Here is a 17,971-nt window from a genome sequence, read left to right on the forward strand (position 1 = left end):
AGTAAATAAATACTAAAATACAAAATACATTATTTACTAAATATCAAAATATTAACCAATAAAAAAATATTATTTTTTTACAGAAAAGAAAATATTTGATGAAAAAATGAAATAAAAAAATTGAAAGTAAATTACAAAAATTAATGATACGAGCTTATCCAGTTTCAGTAGATGAAATAACTGATGAATATTGAGCATTAGGCAAAACTAATTAATGAAAGGATTATTATAATGACAGAATATAAAAGTTTGTATATTAATAAAACTTGAAATGAAATAACAACTTCATTTGATTGAATTAATTGTAACCTTGTTAATTGTCGTATTTCTCATCATAAAAATCATTATGATTTGCAATGTTTAGAATGAGCAAAAATGTACTTAAATTTATTTAAAAACAAATGAGATGTAATTGCTTCTTATATGCAGCATTACAAAATTAACGATATTTTATATTTGGCTTCCGATGGATGAAAAATATTACAAATTGACAAAAAAATAAACCAAATAAATTAAAATATATTATTGCAATTGACCCTGCTGGAGGTAGGCAAACTGGTATTATTATTTATAATGTTTTGCAACAGAAAATAATTAATAATATTACTTTTCATTCTAAAAACGAAGAAGAAGCAATAAATAATATCTATTTAATATTAAACAACTTTCAAAAGCAAACTTGTTCTTATTTAAATAAAGTTCTTGTAATAATTGAAGATTATCAACTTCATAAGGGATTAAAAATAACAAACCCACTATCTACACCTAAATTTATCGGTGGTTTAAAAGTTTTATGCAAATACCTATTTAATTTAAAATATGTTTTACAATCACCAGTTGCTAAGAAAAATTATAGCTATAAAGGAAATATTAAAATGACAGAGCATGAACACGATGCATGAAAACATTTACAAATATTTTTTAACAAAAGGAGTTGATAAAAATGGTACAAACAAAAAGCAATTTATCGAAAAAACAGTTAGCAGTAAAACAAAAAATAAAAGAGTTAATAAATTAGAATTAACTGTTAGATTACACTAAAACCCAATTAAAACTAAGATTAAAGCGCTTGTTGCTGGTGGCGTTGAAGTTGATGCATGTTCTGCTAAATGTCAGTGAGAGGGATTAAATTATTCAACATTATCAATATATAATCCGACAATTGTATCTGAGTTTTTGAAATTAAGAAAAGATGATGAGATAAAAATTAAAGGATCGGTATTTAATCAACTAAATTTAAAAACTAAACGTTATTTTTTATCTTTTCGAGTAGATATCTTTGAAATTATAAAAAAAGAAATTATAAAAAGAACAAATATCAAAAAAAAGAAAGTGAAGAAATGATAAAAAATGTAAAGTATGTTCTAATTGATGAAAACAATGTGGAATAGCAACACTTTTTAGGACACTTTTTATATAGACATTTGTTTTCTAAAAGTAACTTGAGATAAATAATTTAAAATGCCATGAATTCGAATATTGTTATATCAATGCACAAAATCAAAAAGTTCGTATTTTAATTGTGTTAAATTTTTAAATTTTTTACCCTTAATAAATTCAGTTTTAAAAGTTTTGTAAGTTGTTTCAGCCACAGCATTATCATAAGGGCAGCCTTTATTGCTTAATGATCTTTTAATATTAAAAGTTATTAAAATTTCATCAATGATTTTATTTTTAAACTCATTACCACGATTAGTATGAAATATAGTTATTTGATTTAATGGTCGTGTTATTTTATGAAAAGCTTGTTGGACCAGTTCGACTGTTTTATTCGGCCCAGCACTATAACCAATTATTTCACGATTAAACAAGTCAATTAATAAACAAATATAATGTCATTTAGCGCCAACTTGAACATATGTTAAATCACTAACAATAACTTCATTAGGTTTTTTGTTGTTAAATTGACGATTTAAAATATTATTAATTTGGTCATTATTGACTGTTGTTTTATGATTATGATATTTTAATTTGGTGTATTTAGAAACCAAATTATTTTTGATCATAAAGAATCTGATTTTTCGCCGCGATAAGATGATATCTTTTCTGTTTAAAATAACTTTAATTTTGCGAGCCCCATAAATTTTGCGACTTTTATTAAAGGCACTGATAATTTATTGTTCATAATTATTAACTTGCTTGTTAATACATTTATTAGTTTGATAATAATACGTTGATTTTGATAAACCCAAAATCTTACATATTTTTCTTGCTGAATATTTTGTTTTGTTGTTATTAATTATTGTTATTTTTTGGCCATTATCAGTGCGGCTTGCTTTAAAATGTCATTTTCCATTTTCAAGTCTTTAAGTTCTTTTCGTAAAGTTATTATTTCATTTTCTTCTAGTGTGCGATTGTCTTTTGATTTAAATGAACCAGAATTATTATAATTTTTAACTCAACTATAAATAGTTGGTTTTGGTAAATTATATTCTTGCCCTAGATTAATAACACTTTTACCATTTTTATATAGCATGACAATTTGTTTTTTAAATTCTTCAGAGTATGAAGTTTTATTTCCCATTTTTATATTCCTTCTTTCTTAATAATTTTATCTAATTTTAAAGTCTATATAATTATGGTCCTAATAATTGTAGCCTATCCAATTTAGTAACTCGGGCCCATTTAAAGCTAAAGACAATAGAACGCCAGAAGAAAACGAATTAATTCAATTACGTAAAAAAGTTAAACAATTAGAAATGGAAAATGACATTTTAAAGCAAGCAACACTGATAATCGGCAAAAAAAGCAATCATTAAAAATAACAAAGCAAAATATCCAATTATTAATTTATGTAAAACATTGAAATTTGCTAGATCAACATATTACTATCAATTAAAAGCAAATAATCCCAAGAATACTCAAAACATTGATAATGCTGTTATCAGTATTTTTCTAAAAAATCGTAAAAATTATGGAACACGCAAAATTAAAGTTATATTAGCTCAGAAAAATATCATGTTATCTCGTGTAAAAATCAGCAACATAATGAAAAAATATAACTTAATTTCAAATTATACAAAAATCAAATACAAACATTCAAATACAACTGATGTTACATATAAATATAACAATTTGTTAAATCAAGATTTTGATAGTTATAAACTACATGAAGTTGTTGTAAGTGATTTAACCTATGTTTTTATTAGTAACAAATGATATTATGTCTGTTTCTTAGTTGATTTATTTAATCGAGAAATTATTGGTTATGATGTTAGTTTACACAAAAATGCCAAATTAGTTGAAAGCAGCTTTAATAAACTTCAATTTTCATTAAGCAATATTAAAATATTTCACACTGATCAAGGCAGCGAATTCAATAATAATCTTATTTATAACCTGTTAGTTAAAAATGGGATTCAAAAATCTTGCAGTAAACCAGGTTGTCCTTATGACAATGCTGTTGCGGAATCAACATACAAAATTTTTAAAACTGAATTTATTAAAAATAATAAATTTAAAAACGTTGAGCAGTTTAAATTAGAATTATTTGATTACATTAATTGGTACAATAATATTCGAATTCATAGCAAACTAAATTATTTAACACCAGTGCAATACAGAAATTATTATTCTACATAAAATTTGTCCAAAAAACTCTTGCCATTCCAGATGATTTTTTTTATTTCATCAAGAGTTTTCTACAAAATTAAAAGATTATTTTTATAAGATTAATTCTTATATAAATATCATAGCATAAAAAATATCTTTTTTTAGAAAAATAAAAAACACTAAAAAATATTTTAGTGTTTCGTATATTTTAATTAGACTGTAGCAAAGTATAATAATGTACGTACCATTTGTGATACATATGACATTTCATTATCATATCATGCATATACTTTAACTAATTGTTTACCATCACGTTCAATAATTTTTGTTAATGTTGCATCAAAAATTGATCCGTGTGTTTCACCAATAATATCTGATGAAACAATTGGTTGTGTATTATAACCAAAAGTTTCTGAAGCTGCCGCTTTCATTGCATTATTAATTTCTTCAACTGTTGTTGTTTTTTTCAATTCAACTGCTAAGTCAACAATTGAACCAGTAATAGTTGGAACACGTAATGCCATTCCATCAAATCGGCCTTCCAATTGTGGTAATACTAACGCAACAGCTGCTGCTGCTCCCGTTTTAGTTGGAACAATATTTGAAAAAGCAGCACGTGCTCTTCTTAAATCATCATGTGCTAAGTCCAACAATCTTTGATCATTTGTTACCGCATGAACAGTTGTCATATATCCTTTTTCAATTCCAAATTTTTCGTCTAATACTTTTGCCATTGGTGCTAAACAGTTAGTTGTACAGCTTGCCCCTGAAATAATAGTATCTTCTTTTTTAATTTCCTTATGGTTTACATTATAAACAATTGTTTTAACATCGCTTACTTTTGCTGGAGCCGAGATTAAAACTTTTCTCGCTCCGGCTGTAAGGTGTTTTGAAGCGCCAGCACGATCAGCAAAGAATCCTGTTGATTCAACAACAACATCAATGCCTAATTTACCTCATGGTAACTCAGCAGGATCTTTTTTGGCATAAACATTTATTTTTTTACAATCAACAATAATAACGCCTTCTTCTGAAGAAATTTTTCCTCTTTTTCATCCTCCTTGGGCTGAATCAAGCTCTAATAACGTTGCTAAAGTTTTTGCCGCAGTTAAATCGTTAATTGCGACAATTTCAACATTTTTTTCATCAAATAATCTTCTAAAAGCTAAACGGCCAATACGCCCAAAGCCGTTAATTGCAATTTTTGTCATCTACTTTTTCTCCTCTACATATATTTAATACCTTCTTAGTCTGCAATAAAAACATTGCATACTTACTATACATTTTACAACCTATAGAGTCAATTTGCAAGAAAATTAGAAAATATCCAAATTAAAGGTTACTTTATCATCAAGATAGAGCCAAATAATAATATTAATTTTTTTAACCAAAACGACCTGTAATATAATCTTCTGTTTTTGATTTACGAGGATGAGAAAACAATAATGCTGTTTTATTATATTCTATTAACTGTCCTATTCAAAAAAATGCAGTATAATCAGAAATTCGTGCCGCTTGTTGTAAAAAGTGCGTTACAATAATAATTGTAAAATTCTTTTTTAAATCCAAAATTAACTCTTCAACTTTAGCAGTTGCAATTGGATCTAATGCACTTGTTGGTTCATCCATTAACAAAATTTCTGGCTTTAACGCAATTGCCCTAGCAATACATAATCGTTGTTGTTGTCCTTCCGACAAACTTAGTTCTGAATCCTGCAAGTTATTATCAAACTAATAAATGTATTAACAAGCAAGTTAATAATTATGAACAAGAAGTTATCAGTGCCTTTAATAAAAGTCGCAAAATTTATGGGGCTCGCAAAATTAAAGTTATTTTAAACAGAAAAGATATCATCTTATTGCGGCGAAAAATCAGATTCTTTATGATCAAAAATAATTTGGTTTCTAAATACACCAAATTAAAATATCATAATCATAAAACAACAGTCAATAATGACCAAATTAATAATATTTTAAATCGTCAATTTAACAACAAAAAACCTAATGAAGTTATTGTTAGTGATTTAACATATGTTAAAGTTGGCGCTAAATGACATTATATTTTTTTATTAATTGACTTGTTTAATCGTGAAAAAATTGGTTATAGTGTGCTGGGCCGAATAAAACAGTCGAACTGGTCCAACAAGCTTTTCATAAAATAACACGACCATTAAATCAAATAACTCTATTTCATACTGATCGTGGTAATGAGTTTAAAAATAAAATCATTGATGAAATTTTAATAACTTTTAATATTAAAAGATCATTAAGCAATAAAGGCCGCCATTATGATAATGCTGTGGCTGAAACAACTTACAAAACTTTTAAAACTGAATTTATTAAGGGTAAAAAATTTAAAAATTTAACACAATTAAAATACGAACTTTTTGATTTTGTGCATTGATATAACAATATTCGAATTCATGGCAGTTTAAATTATTTATCTCCAGTTACTTTTAGAAAACAAATGTCTATATAAAAAGTGTCCTAAAAAGTGTTGCCATTCCAAACTGAATTAACAAATCATATTATTCATCATTTAGCTTTTATTATTATTTTATTTGTATTAGTCTTAAATATTTTTGTTAAAGTTATTGGTTTATTTGAAAATAATCACCAACCAAAATGGTGAGTAACAATTAGTATTTTAATTAAATGTTATTGTGGTTCTTTGCTAACTAAAAAAATGCTTGGAAAAAACAACTTCAAAAAAATTCATGTAACTCAAAAAAATCTAAGAACATCATAACAAAACTAATAAATTACGATAATCAATTACTAAAAGAATATCAAACAAAGTTAGCAAAATTAAAAACCCAATTAACAAATACGCATCAGCAAAAAAAGCAGGATAATTATCAACTATCAATTAACGCTTTAGAACGAAAGATTCAAAATTTACAAGAGGAAATGGAACAAATTTATGATAACAAAAACAACAAAATCTTTTAACAATAAAATTAAACAATGATTTAAAAAAATCTTTTGTCGCTTAATAAATCAACATCAACATACATTATTAAAAAATTCAACTCCGTTACCAAAAAATACTGTTTTAGGAATTGAAAAATTTGATTTTTATTATAATTTTGGAGCCAAACAGGCATTGTTTAATATTAACTTAAATATTTTTTGAAACAAAGTAACAGCTTTAATTGGACCATCAGGATGTGGAAAATAAACTTTGTTACGAGCAATTAATCGAATGAATGATTTAATTGAAGGTACAAAAATTAATGGTGCAATTATATATAATGATAAAAACATCTACCAGTATCATCAAAATATTATTTCATTGCGAGCAAAAATTGGAATGGTTTTTCAAAAACCAAATCCATTTCCAAAGTCAATTTATGAAAACATTGCCTTTGGATTAAAAAGTTTAGGAATTTTTGATAAAAGAATTCTCGACCAAACGGTGGAATCATCATTACGACAAGCTGCATTATGAAATGAGGTTAAGAATAATACGTTGATTTTGATAAACCCAAAATCTTACATATTTTTCTTACTGAATATTTTGTTTTGTTATTAATTATTGTTATTTTTTGGCCATTATCAGTGCGGCTTGCTTTAAAATGTCATTTTCCATTTTCAAGTCTTTAAGTTCTTTTCGTAAAGTTATTATTTCATTTTCTTCTATTGTGCGATTGTCTTTTACTTTAAATGAACCAGAATTATTATAATTTTTAACTCAACTATAAATAGTTGGTTTTGGTAAATTATATTCTTGCCCTAGATTAATAACACTTTTACCATTTTTATATAGCATGACAATTTGTTTTTTAAATTCTTCAGAGTATGAAGTTTTATTTCCCATTTTTATATTTCTTCTTTCTTAATAATTTTATCTAATTTTGAAGTATATATAATTATGGTCCTAATAATTGTAGCCTATCCAGTTAGTGAAACTTGGAGTTCATTAGAAAGAACTAATAATAATCTTGGTTCATTAACTAATTTAAAAACTTTTACTGTAAAAGTTGTTCCAATATCATTAAAACTAGTCGGAATAAAGGGTGAAGAAGTTAAAATAATAAGAACCGGAGATGTTTCCGTAATAATTTTACTAATTGCAAAAATTATTCCGGTAATAATTTATCCCCTGGCATTTGGTAAAACAACTTTGCAAACCATTCCAATCTTGCTTGTTCTCAATGCTAAAGCAGCATCACGATATTCTTGAGGAACATAATGCAGGGCATGCTCAACTACTCGAATAATAATTGGCAACGTCATTATAAAAAACATTAACCCCGCTGATCAAAAATTATGACCAAGTCGCAACCCAACAACAATAACAACATATCCAAAAATGGAAAAAACAATTGATGGTGTTGCAACTAAAGCATTAGTTGAAAATTGAATTAATGCTACTAACCGACTATTTTTCCACGCATATTCCTCAAATAAATTGCTGTAATAATGCCAATCGGAATTGATAAAAAAGTTCCCGTGAAAATTAACATAAAAGTTGAAATAATAAGTGGTGGTAACTCATAATAACCAATAAAAGCACTTGAATCAAAATGTGCTAAATAACTAATTTCCACAAAACCATTAATAATAATATTTAAAATAATCTACGCATAAAAACTAAGTGTAAGCAAACAAGCTAATATCATTCAAAAAATTCGACAATAATTTATTGTTTTATTATAATAATTGCTTTTTATCTTTTTATTAATTAACACTAGAAAGTCTTTGTCTGTTAATCAAGTTGAATTACTTGCTTCTGCTAATGAATTGATTTCTCGTTGAGAATGTTTTATTTTTCATCTACGAATTAAATGCTTCCATTGTTCTTTTCGCCGTTGAATTTTATAAGTAGTTAAAATAATAATATTTAAAATTGAAACCATCATTAATAGAATTAAGCCTAAACCAAATAAAGCTGAACGATGTAAACTAGCAATATGTTCAAGTAATTCAATTCCAATTTGGGTTGCTAATGTTGCAATTAGACTAAATAAAAAGCTTCAAAATCCTTGCTTTAAATTAGGAATTTGTGCCGCCATTCCTCTTAATAAAATCATAGCAGTAACTTCACCAATAACACGACACATTTCAAAAATAACAGCACCAATATTTTTTGTTCTTGTAGCTGTTTTTACCACTTTAAAAGCAGTATATGTATGAGATGCACCCATTGCTAGAGCTACAAAACGATATGATTTCGCAACACTTAAAAAAGCATTTGCTGATAAAGCAAAAATGGTTGGTAAAGCTAAAAAAGCTAAGATAACCCCCTGCTGTTAATAAGTTTGTTAGTCCGCTAGCTCCCACCCGAACAAATAACATGCCAATTGTTTCTCACCCAAACACCGCAAATAAAACTGGAGGAATTCCGGCTAATAATTCAACAACAAAAATAATAATATTTATTATCCGTCTTGATAAAAATTCTGTGACAAAAAGAACGGTTAAAATTACTAATGGTGCAGATAATGTTAAAACTAAAATAGTACCAGCAATAAATGCTAAAGCGCCAAATTGGTATTCTCCTGTTTCATTATTGATAATTCATTTCGTCCCTGTTAAAAAGTTTCAAAATCCTTGATAACGTAAAGCGGGAATAGCACTAGTAACAATGAAATAAATAATTAAAAAGACAGCAATAATGGCGCACAATGAAAATAAACTAGTCATTACTTTTGCAAGACGATCAGTAATTTGCTTGCGTTTAAAAATATTTATAATAATTTGATTCATAAATTAATCTAATGTGGATAAATCAGAAAAAGGATTTGTACCATATCATTCTCAAACTAAAATTAATTCATCAGCTTGAATGATTGATTGTCCCTTGGCTTAATTTTTTAAAAATAATAAAAAATTGGTCGTATAAAGAAAAAAAGGGTTTTAGACAAATAAGAAAAAAAATACCTTTTTAATTTATTGAACTAAATAACATTTAAAAATAAAAACACTTATTTTCTTTATACGACCTCATAAAAAATGTTTATGGAATAATAATTGCTTAAAACAAAACAAAATGCAAGAAAAATAATATTTTATCAAATTTATTTCCACTTTAAAATAAATTTTTAATTTTGTAGAAAATTCTTGATGAAATAAAAAAAACATCAATATGATAAATTTAAAAGAAAATTATATAAACTTTTAATATTGTTATTTAACTTTTTTATACGTTAAAATATAATACCGATGATTGTTGGTTTGGTGTTAAACCTTTATGCTGTTATTTTAGTTTTCAGAGATTTAAATAATTTTGAATGTTCGTGAAACCTAAGCCATGATAATGAATTAAGGATTCTTTAAGATTTGATTGTAATTTACTAATTTTATTTAACTTCCGATAACTAACATCAGGATTTGTACTAGTTTTAGTTGCTAATAAAATAGAATTTGTTTGTTTTGCTACTAATAAATATAATAGTTGCATGTCAGAAATAATAATTGAATTTTCTTTGATTAATTGTTTATTAATATTTTCAATAATTCACTGTTTTTGTAATCGTTTTGTGTTAGTTGATTTAACATAAATATTATTATTGCTATCAACAGCCATTTGAATACAACATTTAGTGTTGGTTGAAAATGAATCAAGATGAATTTTTCTTTTATCAAATTTATCTTTAAAATTACCTTTGTGGATTTCTTTAATAAATGTTTCATCGATTTGAATTTGGCCATTTAACGTTTTAAATTTTAATTTGGTGTTTTCTAATTGTTTTGATTTCATTATTTTTTGGCGATTATATCAAGCGGTTTTCGGTGATGTTTTAATAAAGCGAGAAATCATTTTACTAGATTGGCCTAATAATGAAATTTTAATCAATAAATTTCACTGTTCATAATTTAAATGACTTTAATACGTAAAATGATCGCGAAAAGCATCAAAACTATCACGACATTTTTTGCATAAATATTTTTGTTTTCCTTCAGGATTATGACCATTTTTAACACAATAAAAAGATTGACAATTAGGACATTTAATACCTTTATCCCTAAATTTTTGATCAATTTAATTTAAGCGTTTTTGTTTTTTAATTAATTCTGCTTCTTTTTTGACTTTTTCATGAAATTCTAAAAATTGATCATCTGTTAAACTATTTATTAATTCTTCAATTATTTTTTCCATTAATTATTCACCTCTTATATTAAAAATATACCTAATTTTAGGTATATTTTATAAATATCAATAGTTTTCTACAAAATTAAAGAAATAAATTAGCAAAAAAATTCCATAAAATTAAAAAGTTAATATAGCACATTATTTTAGACACTTTATTAACTAAAAACTTTATATTGTTAATTACTTCCAATATTAATTAAAACTATTTGTAACAAGCATCCCCAACAGACAACATTACTAGATTGTTAACTTTTCCACATAATCCTCATCAGTTCTCCTGCTATTTCCCAACAATTCTATTTCTGTTGCTAACCCTCGAATCCGATCAACAATTCTTAATGATTTTACTTTGTTAATTTCTTTATCATTAATTTCAGTTTTAACATTTGCATAAATCGTTGTTAAAGCTGTTGTTGTAAAATTTGATGAAAAAAAAGTTGGCAGTCGGCGACTAATACGGTCATTTATAATACGAAATAATAAATCATCACGAACTCATGGAGAAACAGTTTCTCCGCCAATATCATCTAAAAATAAGACATCCGCTCCTAATAAAATTTCTACTAATGATGATTCACTATTAAAAAGATTAAATGATTCCTTTACTCGATTAATTAAATTAATTAATGAAATAAAAGCAACTTTACGATTATTATTTGCTAAAATATTAGCTAAGAAAATTAATAAATAAGTTTTACCAACTCCTGGCTGACCATAAATATATAAACCTTTTTTTCGTTGGCCTTTAACAAATTTGACCATTTCTTCAATAATAAGATGCATATTATTAAAATTTTCATCTTTTTTAATATCATTTAATCGTAATTTTAATAATTCATCACTAAAGTCATAATAAAGATAGTTATTTTTAACTTTATTTTTTTCTTTAATAGCTATTGTATGATTACATTCAACTCGTGTTAAAAACAAATTATTATTTTCTTTTTTAATATAATATTTGTAACCTTTAAAGGATTGTTGGCATAAAGATAAAGATGATGTTTTTTCACATTGATGATAATTTTTTAAATATTCTTGAAAGAGTGTCTCAAACTGTTGATAATTATTAATATCAAACGCAATTTCTTGTAAATTAAGTATTAGCTCTGCATTGTTTTGAAGTTGTTTTAATAAATTTATTTTTGACATTGCCCCCATCTCTCTTTCATTTTTACTATTATAAATTTTTTAAATCATCTAATAATTGTGTAAGATCAACTTTTTTGATTCCTTGTTCTTGCCGTTTTTGTTCATAAATTTTATTATATTCTAATTTAGCCATATTATGTTTAACTGTTTTTTCTTTCCAATGATATGTTTTTGCTTTAATAGCATCCTTTGTAACTTTACTTTTTTGTGTTTTTGCATAAGCGCCGCGTAAATGCTCCATCGCTTTATCAACAGTATTAATTTGTAATTGATGAAAAGTGTTTGCAATTTTTTCACAATACTTTCTTTCAATTCGATGATAATTTTTAAATCAAACATATTCAATTAAACAATTAACTACCCCTGTTGTTAATGAATAATTAATAATTAAATCACGAATTAATTCAATTTCAATTGGTGTTGGCTTCTTATTTTCTCGTAGTAAAGTTAAATATTGAATTGGATCAATTGAAACCATTTCATTAATTTTTGCTTCTAACATGTTAGTTTGCTTAATAACATTTTCATCATTAACAATTAAATTTAATTGTTCTCCATTAAGTTGTTTTTTTAATATTTTTTTTTGATGAAAATCAGATAGTAAATGTTGAAATGTTTCATAATTAAAAATTCGTTCTTCGGCAGTTAACTCAATACTTTTATAAATAAAAATAGCAAGATTATTTGTTAAAACATTGTAATAATTTGCTAACTGGATAATTTTTTCACGATATGGTAAATATAATTTATGATTTGCATTTTTTGATGCTAAGTATTTATCAATATAAACAAAATCAAATGTCATTGTTTCATCACTTAATTGACCAGATAAATCATTATGCTTCTGTTTACCTTTTTGATTATTAACAATAAATTTAGCTTTAATAATTGCAAAAGATTTTTCTCCTACAATATTCAATAAATAATTTCTTAAAATTTGATTTTCAAAAAAAGCAATTGCGGAAATTGGTAATTGTGGTTTTAAAATATAGTGCTTTCCTTTTTCGCGTTTTAAAATCTTTAATAAACCAATTGTTTCTAATTTACTTTTTGATACTAAAAATTCATCATATGATATTTGTAATAATGTTAAAAGATTGTCTAAATAATATTTAGTATTTAATTCTAAGATAAAACCTTGTGCTGTTAAAGCAATATATAACATATGTGCTTTATCTCCAATAATTAGCCGATATAAACATAAAAGTAACATACGCTCATCATCTGACAATTGATACTCTTGTTTAATTAAATAAGTAGTTTCTTTTTCCATCATTTTCCCATTCCTCTTTGTTTAATCATTAATAATCTTACAATGAACAATTAATAAGTAAATATAATTTGTTAAAATAATGCTATTAACTGACTTATCCACAATCTTTTTTAAATAAAACAGTTATAATTATTAAGTTTTTAAAACTTTTCCACATATAAACAACTTTTAACTATTATATATTTTCTGTTTTTTAAATTTAATTGGTGTTAAAACTAATAATCCTTTTTGGGTGCATCATAAAGCAATATTATGACGTGAAATAATTAATTTATATAAAATAGTAAAACTTGAAATAACCATTTGTAAATAAATTACCAATTGAATTGGGAACTTAATTACTTTAATAACAAAAGCCATTGGGAAAAGAACTTGTTTTAGACCGATTGCATATAATCATAAAACATTAAATGCAAATGAAATTAAAGCAAGCCCTATTGCATATAAGATAATTGTTTTTAATATTCAAAATTTATCACTTTTAAATAAAAAAACCATGCTTCCTAAAAAACCATATAAAGCAAGATTAAAGGAAAAACCACTATGATATGTTCCGCCAATATTTGCCAAAGCCCCTAAGGCATCGGTAGCAAGACCACTTAATACACCCAAAAATGGTCCAAATAACATTCCAATCACAAAAATTAAAAAGTTACCTAATGCTAATTGAATTACTCCTCCTCCCATAAATGGAAACGGAATAGTATAACTAATAACATTTGTTAAAATAACAGATAATGCAATTAATAAACTTATAATTGTAATTGTTAAAATACTAATTTTTTTTCAATTTTTATAATCTAATAATACCCCAAGATAAAATAAAATAGCAATCCCTAAACAAGCACCAATATTTGTTAATATATATAGCATATTCTACACCCTTTCTAAATAAAACTGATAAACCAACGGAATAAAATATAGCGACCCACAAACTAAAATATTTTTTGTTTTATTTTGTAATAATAATTTTTTCCAATTTTTAACTTTGTTCTGCATCTTAATATTATTAATGTCTCATGACATTGGATGCTGAAATTCCGTAATATATAAATTATTGCCAAAATGTTCCTTCAATAAAGTTAAATTTTGCATATAATCTTTTTTTTGTGAAGAAGCATACAATACTAATACTTCATTTCGATTAAAATTATGTAACATTTCAAAAGTATGAATACAGGCACGAATTCCTTCTGGATTATGTGCTCCATCAATAATAAAATACGGTTTTTTACTTAGTTGGGTAAAACGCCCTAAGACTGAGTTAACTTTAAAAAGCTCATAATTAATTTTAAACTTAAAAACTTTTAAAAACTTAATAACTAAACCAACATTAAATTCTTGGTAATAATTAATTGCTTGTGGGTAAACTTCGCTTGTAATAATATTATCCGAATTGTAATATTTTGCAATTAAATTAAAATGTTTTTTACAACTAGCACTAATAAAAAGCTGACAATTGTTTTTTGCAATTCCAACTTTATTTTGAATAATACTTTCCAAAGTATTGCCTAATATCTCAGTATGTTCATAATCAATTGAAGTTAGTAAAACAGCAAATTTATTATTAAAAACATTCGTTGCATCTAAACAGCCACCAATTCCAGCTTCAATAATTACAATATCAATTTTTTGTTCTAAAAAATATTTAATACAAATTAAAACTCAAATTTCAAAAAAAGTTAACTGATAAGTTTTAATTTCTTCTTTAATTTCTTTGATAATTCGTTTTAAATCAGTATCACTAATCATCTTGCTATTAATTTTAATTCGTTCATTGTGTTTTGAAAATGCTGGTGACGTAAAAAGACCTACCCGTTGATAATTTAACATTAACTGGCGGTGTAAGTAATTTGAAACTGATCCTTTTCCGTTTGTACCAACAACATTAATTACTTTAATTTTATTTTGTGCATCAGCATATTTTTCTGTTAATAATTTTACCAAATTATATTTTTTTTGAAAAAATGTTGCCTTAAAAAGTTTTTTTTTAACATCCATTGTAACCTCTTACTTTAATAAAGGTTTTAAATATTGCGCTGTATAACTAGTATCACTTTTTAAAACAAGTTGTTCTGGTGTTCCTGTTGTAACAATCATGCCACCACCAACGCCACCTTCTGGTCCTAAATCAATAATATAATCAGCCATTTTAATAACATCTAAATTATGTTCAATCGTAATAACAGTATCACCATTATCAACAATTTTATTCAAAACTACTAACAATCTTTTAACATCATCAACATGTAATCCCGTTGTTGGTTCATCTAATAAAAATAAAGTTTTCCCCGTTGTCCGTTTTAACAAAAAGGTTGATAACTTAACCCGCTGGGCTTCTCCACCAGACAATTCTGTTGCTGATTGACCTAATTTAATATAACCTAAACCAACCTCTTGCATTGTTTCTAACTTCTGACTAATTTTTGGTTGTGCCGCAAAAAAATCACAAGCTTGGTCAACTGTTATTTCTAAAACATCATAAATATTTTTATCTTTGAATTTAACTAATAATGTTTCATCATTATAACGTTTCCCTTCACAAACTTCACAAGAAACATAAACCGTTGGTAGAAAGTGCATTGAAATCTTAATAATTCCATCACCTTGACAGTGTTCACAACGTCCGCCTGGCACATTAAACGAAAAACGGCCTTTCAAATACCCTCGTGCTTTAGCCTCATTCGTATTGGCAAATAAATCACGAATATCATCAAAAACTGATGTATAAGTTGCTGGATTACTCCGTGGTGTTTTCCCAATTGGATCTTGGGAAATATTAATTACTTTATCAATGTTATCAATCCCGACGATTTTATCATGTGCCCCTGGTCGTTCAGTCGCTAACCCTAAATTTTTCTTAATACCTTTTCATAAAATTTCATTCATCAAAGTTGATTTACCACTTCCTGAAACACCTGTTAAACAAACAAATTTATTTAAAGGAATTGTAACATTAATATTTTTTAAATTGTTTTCTCGTGCTCCTTTAATTTCTAATACTAAACCATTACCACCACGCCGTTTTTTTGGCACATCAATTGCTAATTCACCAGTTAAATATTTACCAGTAATTGAATTTGGGTTTTGTTGAATATCATCAATACTTCCCGCAGCAACAACTTCCCCGCCATTAATTCCTGCACGTGGACCAATGTCAATAATATAATCACTAGCACGAATCGTGTCTTCATCGTGCTCAACAACAATTAAAGTATTTCCTAAATCACGTAAACTTTTTAATGTTTCAATTAATTTATCATTATCTCGTTGGTGTAATCCGATTGAAGGTTCATCTAGAACATACAAAACCCCTGTTAACTGACTACCAATTTGCGTTGCTAATCGAATTCGTTGAGCTTCTCCACCTGATAATGTTGAAGCATTACGTGATAACGTTAAATAACATAACCCAACACGACTTAAAAAATCCAAACGATTAACTAATTCATTAATAATTAATCGTGAAATTTCTTGTTGTGATTCTGTTAATTTTAAATTCAAAACTTCTTTTAATTCATCTTCAACAGATAAATCAGTAAATTCAGAAATACTAATATTATTAATCTTAACTGATAAAGGAATTTCATTTAATCGCTTTCCTAAACAAGTTCCACATTTTTTATCTGTCATAAATTGTTTATAATATTCACGTTGTGATTCACTTGATGTTTCCGTATAGCGACGTTCAATTAACTTCCCAATTCCTTCAATATAATCATATCCCCGCATAATGTTCCCACTAGCTGTTTTTAAATTATATTCAATTGGTTCATCACTACCACGAATCAAATATTCTAGTTGCTCTTTTGTCAAAACACTGACTGGTTGTTCTAACACAATATGATAATGATTAGCTAAAACTTTAAACTTTTGCCATTCAATATTTGTTGTATTAACAATATTTTTTAAATAAATAATTGCCCCTTGTAAAATTGATAATGACCGATTAGGTATCAATAAATCTTCATCAACTTCTAATTTTACTCCCAACCCTTTACATTCACTACAAGCTCCTGATGGTGAATTAAATGAAAATAATCGTGGTTCTAATTCCGGAATAACAAAACCACAAATACTACATGAATAATTAGCTGAAAAAAGAATTTCCTTTTTTTTATCAGCAAAATCAATTTTTACTAATGCATTACCATATTTTAACGCTACTTCAATTGCATCATGAATTCGACTTAATAAATCTGCTGATTCTTTATAAACCAAGCGGTCAATAATAATCTCAATATTTTGTCGTTTATTTTTATCTAATTCAATTTCTTCATCTAAAGTTTTGATTTCATCATTAACCTTGACACGAATAAAACTTTCTTGTTTTAAACGTGCAAATAAATCTTTAAAACTGCCTTTTTTATCACGAACTACTGGTGACAAAATCATAAATTTTTCACCTTCTGTTAAAAGCTGTTTTAAATTATTTATTATTTCTTTAACTGTTACTGATTTAATAACCCCATGACCATCAATACAATATGGTGTACCAACGCGAGCATATAATAAACGTAGATAATCATAAATTTCGGTAACTGTTCCAACGGTACTACGAGGATTATGACTAGTTGTTTTTTGATCAATAGAAATCGCTGGTGACAAGCCTTCAATTGCATCAACATCAGGTTTTTCATTTCCACCTAAAAATTGGCGAGCATAACTTGATAGACTTTCAATATAACGGCGCCTTCCTTCTGCATAAATGGTATTAAAAGCTAATGATGATTTTCCGCTTCCTGATAAACCAGTAAAAACAACTAATTTATCTTTGGGTACCTTAACATCAATATTCTTTAAATTATTCTCTCGAGCGCCTTTAACAACGATTCAATCTTTTCCCATTCTCTCACCCTCTTAATTAGTTTTTTGTAAATTAGCATCATAAAATAATC

20 protein-coding genes and 2 pseudogenes are annotated in these 17,971 nt (G+C 26.2%); 8 read left to right on the forward strand and 14 right to left on the reverse strand.

All coding sequences use genetic code 4. The annotated features are described in order from the left end of the window. Positions 1–231: 231 nt before the first annotated feature. Positions 232–516 (forward strand): hypothetical protein, encoded by a 285-nt coding sequence (locus AAHM76_RS07070; RefSeq protein ID WP_342255935.1) that lies wholly within the window; start codon positions 232–234, stop codon positions 514–516. Further along, positions 471–941, forward strand: coding sequence for a hypothetical protein (locus tag AAHM76_RS07075; protein ID WP_342255936.1), 471 nt, complete (start codon positions 471–473; stop codon positions 939–941). Before AAHM76_RS07070 ends, AAHM76_RS07075 begins: the two co-directional genes overlap by 46 nt. A 471-nt stretch (positions 942–1,412) precedes the next feature. Here the strand turns inward: AAHM76_RS07075 and AAHM76_RS07080 are convergent. Beyond that, a pseudogene (locus tag AAHM76_RS07080) lies at positions 1,413–2,524 on the reverse strand (IS3 family transposase). Positions 2,525–2,754: 230 nt separating this feature from the next. Between AAHM76_RS07080 and AAHM76_RS07085 the strand changes: the two are divergent. Beyond that, positions 2,755–3,582, forward strand: coding sequence for an IS3 family transposase (locus tag AAHM76_RS07085; RefSeq protein ID WP_342256865.1), 828 nt, complete (start codon positions 2,755–2,757; stop codon positions 3,580–3,582). A 182-nt stretch (positions 3,583–3,764) separates the two neighbouring features. Here the strand turns inward: AAHM76_RS07085 and gap are convergent, their stop codons facing one another. Next, a complete protein-coding gene (gap, locus tag AAHM76_RS07090) occupies positions 3,765–4,763 on the reverse strand; it encodes a type I glyceraldehyde-3-phosphate dehydrogenase (protein WP_342255937.1) in 999 nt (332 codons plus the stop codon). Between the two features lie 172 nt (positions 4,764–4,935). Then, a pseudogene (locus tag AAHM76_RS07095) lies at positions 4,936–5,277 on the reverse strand (phosphate ABC transporter ATP-binding protein); the annotation flags it as partial. 134 nt (positions 5,278–5,411) lie between these two features. Here AAHM76_RS07095 and AAHM76_RS07100 point away from each other — a divergent pair. The 4 genes from AAHM76_RS07100 to AAHM76_RS07115 all read left to right on the forward strand — a co-directional run bounded on the left by AAHM76_RS07100 (position 5,412) and on the right by AAHM76_RS07115 (position 7,087). Then, entirely contained in the window at positions 5,412–5,714 is a 303-nt protein-coding gene (locus AAHM76_RS07100) for a hypothetical protein (protein WP_342255938.1), read from the forward strand. A gap of 137 nt (positions 5,715–5,851) precedes the next feature. Beyond that, complete coding sequence (locus AAHM76_RS07105) at positions 5,852–6,031, forward strand: IS3 family transposase (protein ID WP_342255939.1); 180 nt, start codon at positions 5,852–5,854, stop codon at positions 6,029–6,031. A gap of 444 nt (positions 6,032–6,475) precedes the next feature. Then, positions 6,476–6,733, forward strand: a complete 258-nt coding sequence (locus AAHM76_RS07110; RefSeq protein WP_342255940.1) for a hypothetical protein — start codon at positions 6,476–6,478, stop codon at positions 6,731–6,733. A gap of 24 nt (positions 6,734–6,757) precedes the next feature. After that, positions 6,758–7,087 carry a hypothetical protein gene (locus AAHM76_RS07115; RefSeq protein ID WP_342255941.1) on the forward strand — a complete coding sequence of 110 codons (330 nt, stop codon included), beginning with the start codon at positions 6,758–6,760 and terminating at the stop codon, positions 7,085–7,087. 6 nt (positions 7,088–7,093) lie between these two features. On the opposite strand, the gene AAHM76_RS07120 is transcribed toward AAHM76_RS07115, so the two are convergent. Continuing rightward, positions 7,094–7,372, reverse strand: a complete 279-nt coding sequence (locus AAHM76_RS07120) for a transposase (RefSeq protein ID WP_342255942.1) — start codon at positions 7,370–7,372, stop codon at positions 7,094–7,096. A gap of 54 nt (positions 7,373–7,426) precedes the next feature. Here AAHM76_RS07120 and AAHM76_RS07125 point away from each other — a divergent pair, with 54 nt between their 5' ends. Continuing rightward, a complete protein-coding gene (locus AAHM76_RS07125; protein ID WP_342255943.1) occupies positions 7,427–7,747 on the forward strand; it encodes a hypothetical protein in 321 nt (106 codons plus the stop codon). Here the strand turns inward: AAHM76_RS07125 and AAHM76_RS08695 are convergent. From AAHM76_RS08695 to uvrA, 10 genes are all read right to left on the reverse strand, one after another. Then, the gene (locus AAHM76_RS08695) at positions 7,651–8,094 is read right to left on the reverse strand and encodes an ABC transporter permease subunit (protein WP_425289487.1); all 444 of its coding nucleotides are present in this window, start codon (positions 8,092–8,094) and stop codon (positions 7,651–7,653) included. The genes AAHM76_RS07125 and AAHM76_RS08695 overlap by 97 nt on opposite strands. A 41-nt stretch (positions 8,095–8,135) precedes the next feature. Next, entirely contained in the window at positions 8,136–8,702 is a 567-nt protein-coding gene (locus AAHM76_RS07130; RefSeq protein ID WP_342255944.1) for a hypothetical protein, read from the reverse strand. Beyond that, positions 8,671–9,264 (reverse strand): hypothetical protein, encoded by a 594-nt coding sequence (locus tag AAHM76_RS07135; protein ID WP_342255945.1) that lies wholly within the window; start codon positions 9,262–9,264, stop codon positions 8,671–8,673. The genes AAHM76_RS07130 and AAHM76_RS07135 overlap by 32 nt, the downstream gene beginning before the upstream one ends. A gap of 490 nt (positions 9,265–9,754) precedes the next feature. Continuing rightward, on the reverse strand, positions 9,755–10,354 hold the full coding sequence (locus tag AAHM76_RS07140; RefSeq protein ID WP_342255946.1) for a transposase: 600 nt from the start codon (positions 10,352–10,354) through the stop codon (positions 9,755–9,757). Positions 10,355–10,384: 30 nt separating this feature from the next. Further along, the gene (locus AAHM76_RS08700) at positions 10,385–10,540 is read right to left on the reverse strand and encodes an IS1/IS1595 family N-terminal zinc-binding domain-containing protein (RefSeq protein WP_425289488.1); all 156 of its coding nucleotides are present in this window, start codon (positions 10,538–10,540) and stop codon (positions 10,385–10,387) included. 348 nt (positions 10,541–10,888) lie between these two features. Further along, the gene (locus tag AAHM76_RS07145) at positions 10,889–11,800 is read right to left on the reverse strand and encodes an ATP-binding protein (protein WP_342255947.1); all 912 of its coding nucleotides are present in this window, start codon (positions 11,798–11,800) and stop codon (positions 10,889–10,891) included. A 28-nt stretch (positions 11,801–11,828) separates the two neighbouring features. Then, positions 11,829–13,073, reverse strand: a complete 1,245-nt coding sequence (locus tag AAHM76_RS07150; RefSeq protein ID WP_342255948.1) for a DnaD domain protein — start codon at positions 13,071–13,073, stop codon at positions 11,829–11,831. Positions 13,074–13,241: 168 nt separating this feature from the next. Continuing rightward, positions 13,242–13,946 (reverse strand): folate family ECF transporter S component, encoded by a 705-nt coding sequence (locus AAHM76_RS07155; protein WP_342255949.1) that lies wholly within the window; start codon positions 13,944–13,946, stop codon positions 13,242–13,244. Between the two features lie 3 nt (positions 13,947–13,949). Beyond that, complete coding sequence (locus AAHM76_RS07160) at positions 13,950–15,074, reverse strand: bifunctional folylpolyglutamate synthase/dihydrofolate synthase (protein WP_342255950.1); 1,125 nt, start codon at positions 15,072–15,074, stop codon at positions 13,950–13,952. Positions 15,075–15,083: 9 nt separating this feature from the next. Further along, positions 15,084–17,921 carry an excinuclease ABC subunit UvrA gene (uvrA, locus tag AAHM76_RS07165; RefSeq protein ID WP_342255951.1) on the reverse strand — a complete coding sequence of 946 codons (2,838 nt, stop codon included), beginning with the start codon at positions 17,919–17,921 and terminating at the stop codon, positions 15,084–15,086. Between the last annotated feature and the right edge of the window lie 50 nt (positions 17,922–17,971).

Origin of the sequence: Spiroplasma endosymbiont of Poecilobothrus nobilitatus, assembly GCF_964030655.1 — a bacterium.
Lineage (GTDB): Bacteria > Bacillota_I > Bacilli_A > Mycoplasmatales > Mycoplasmataceae > Spiroplasma.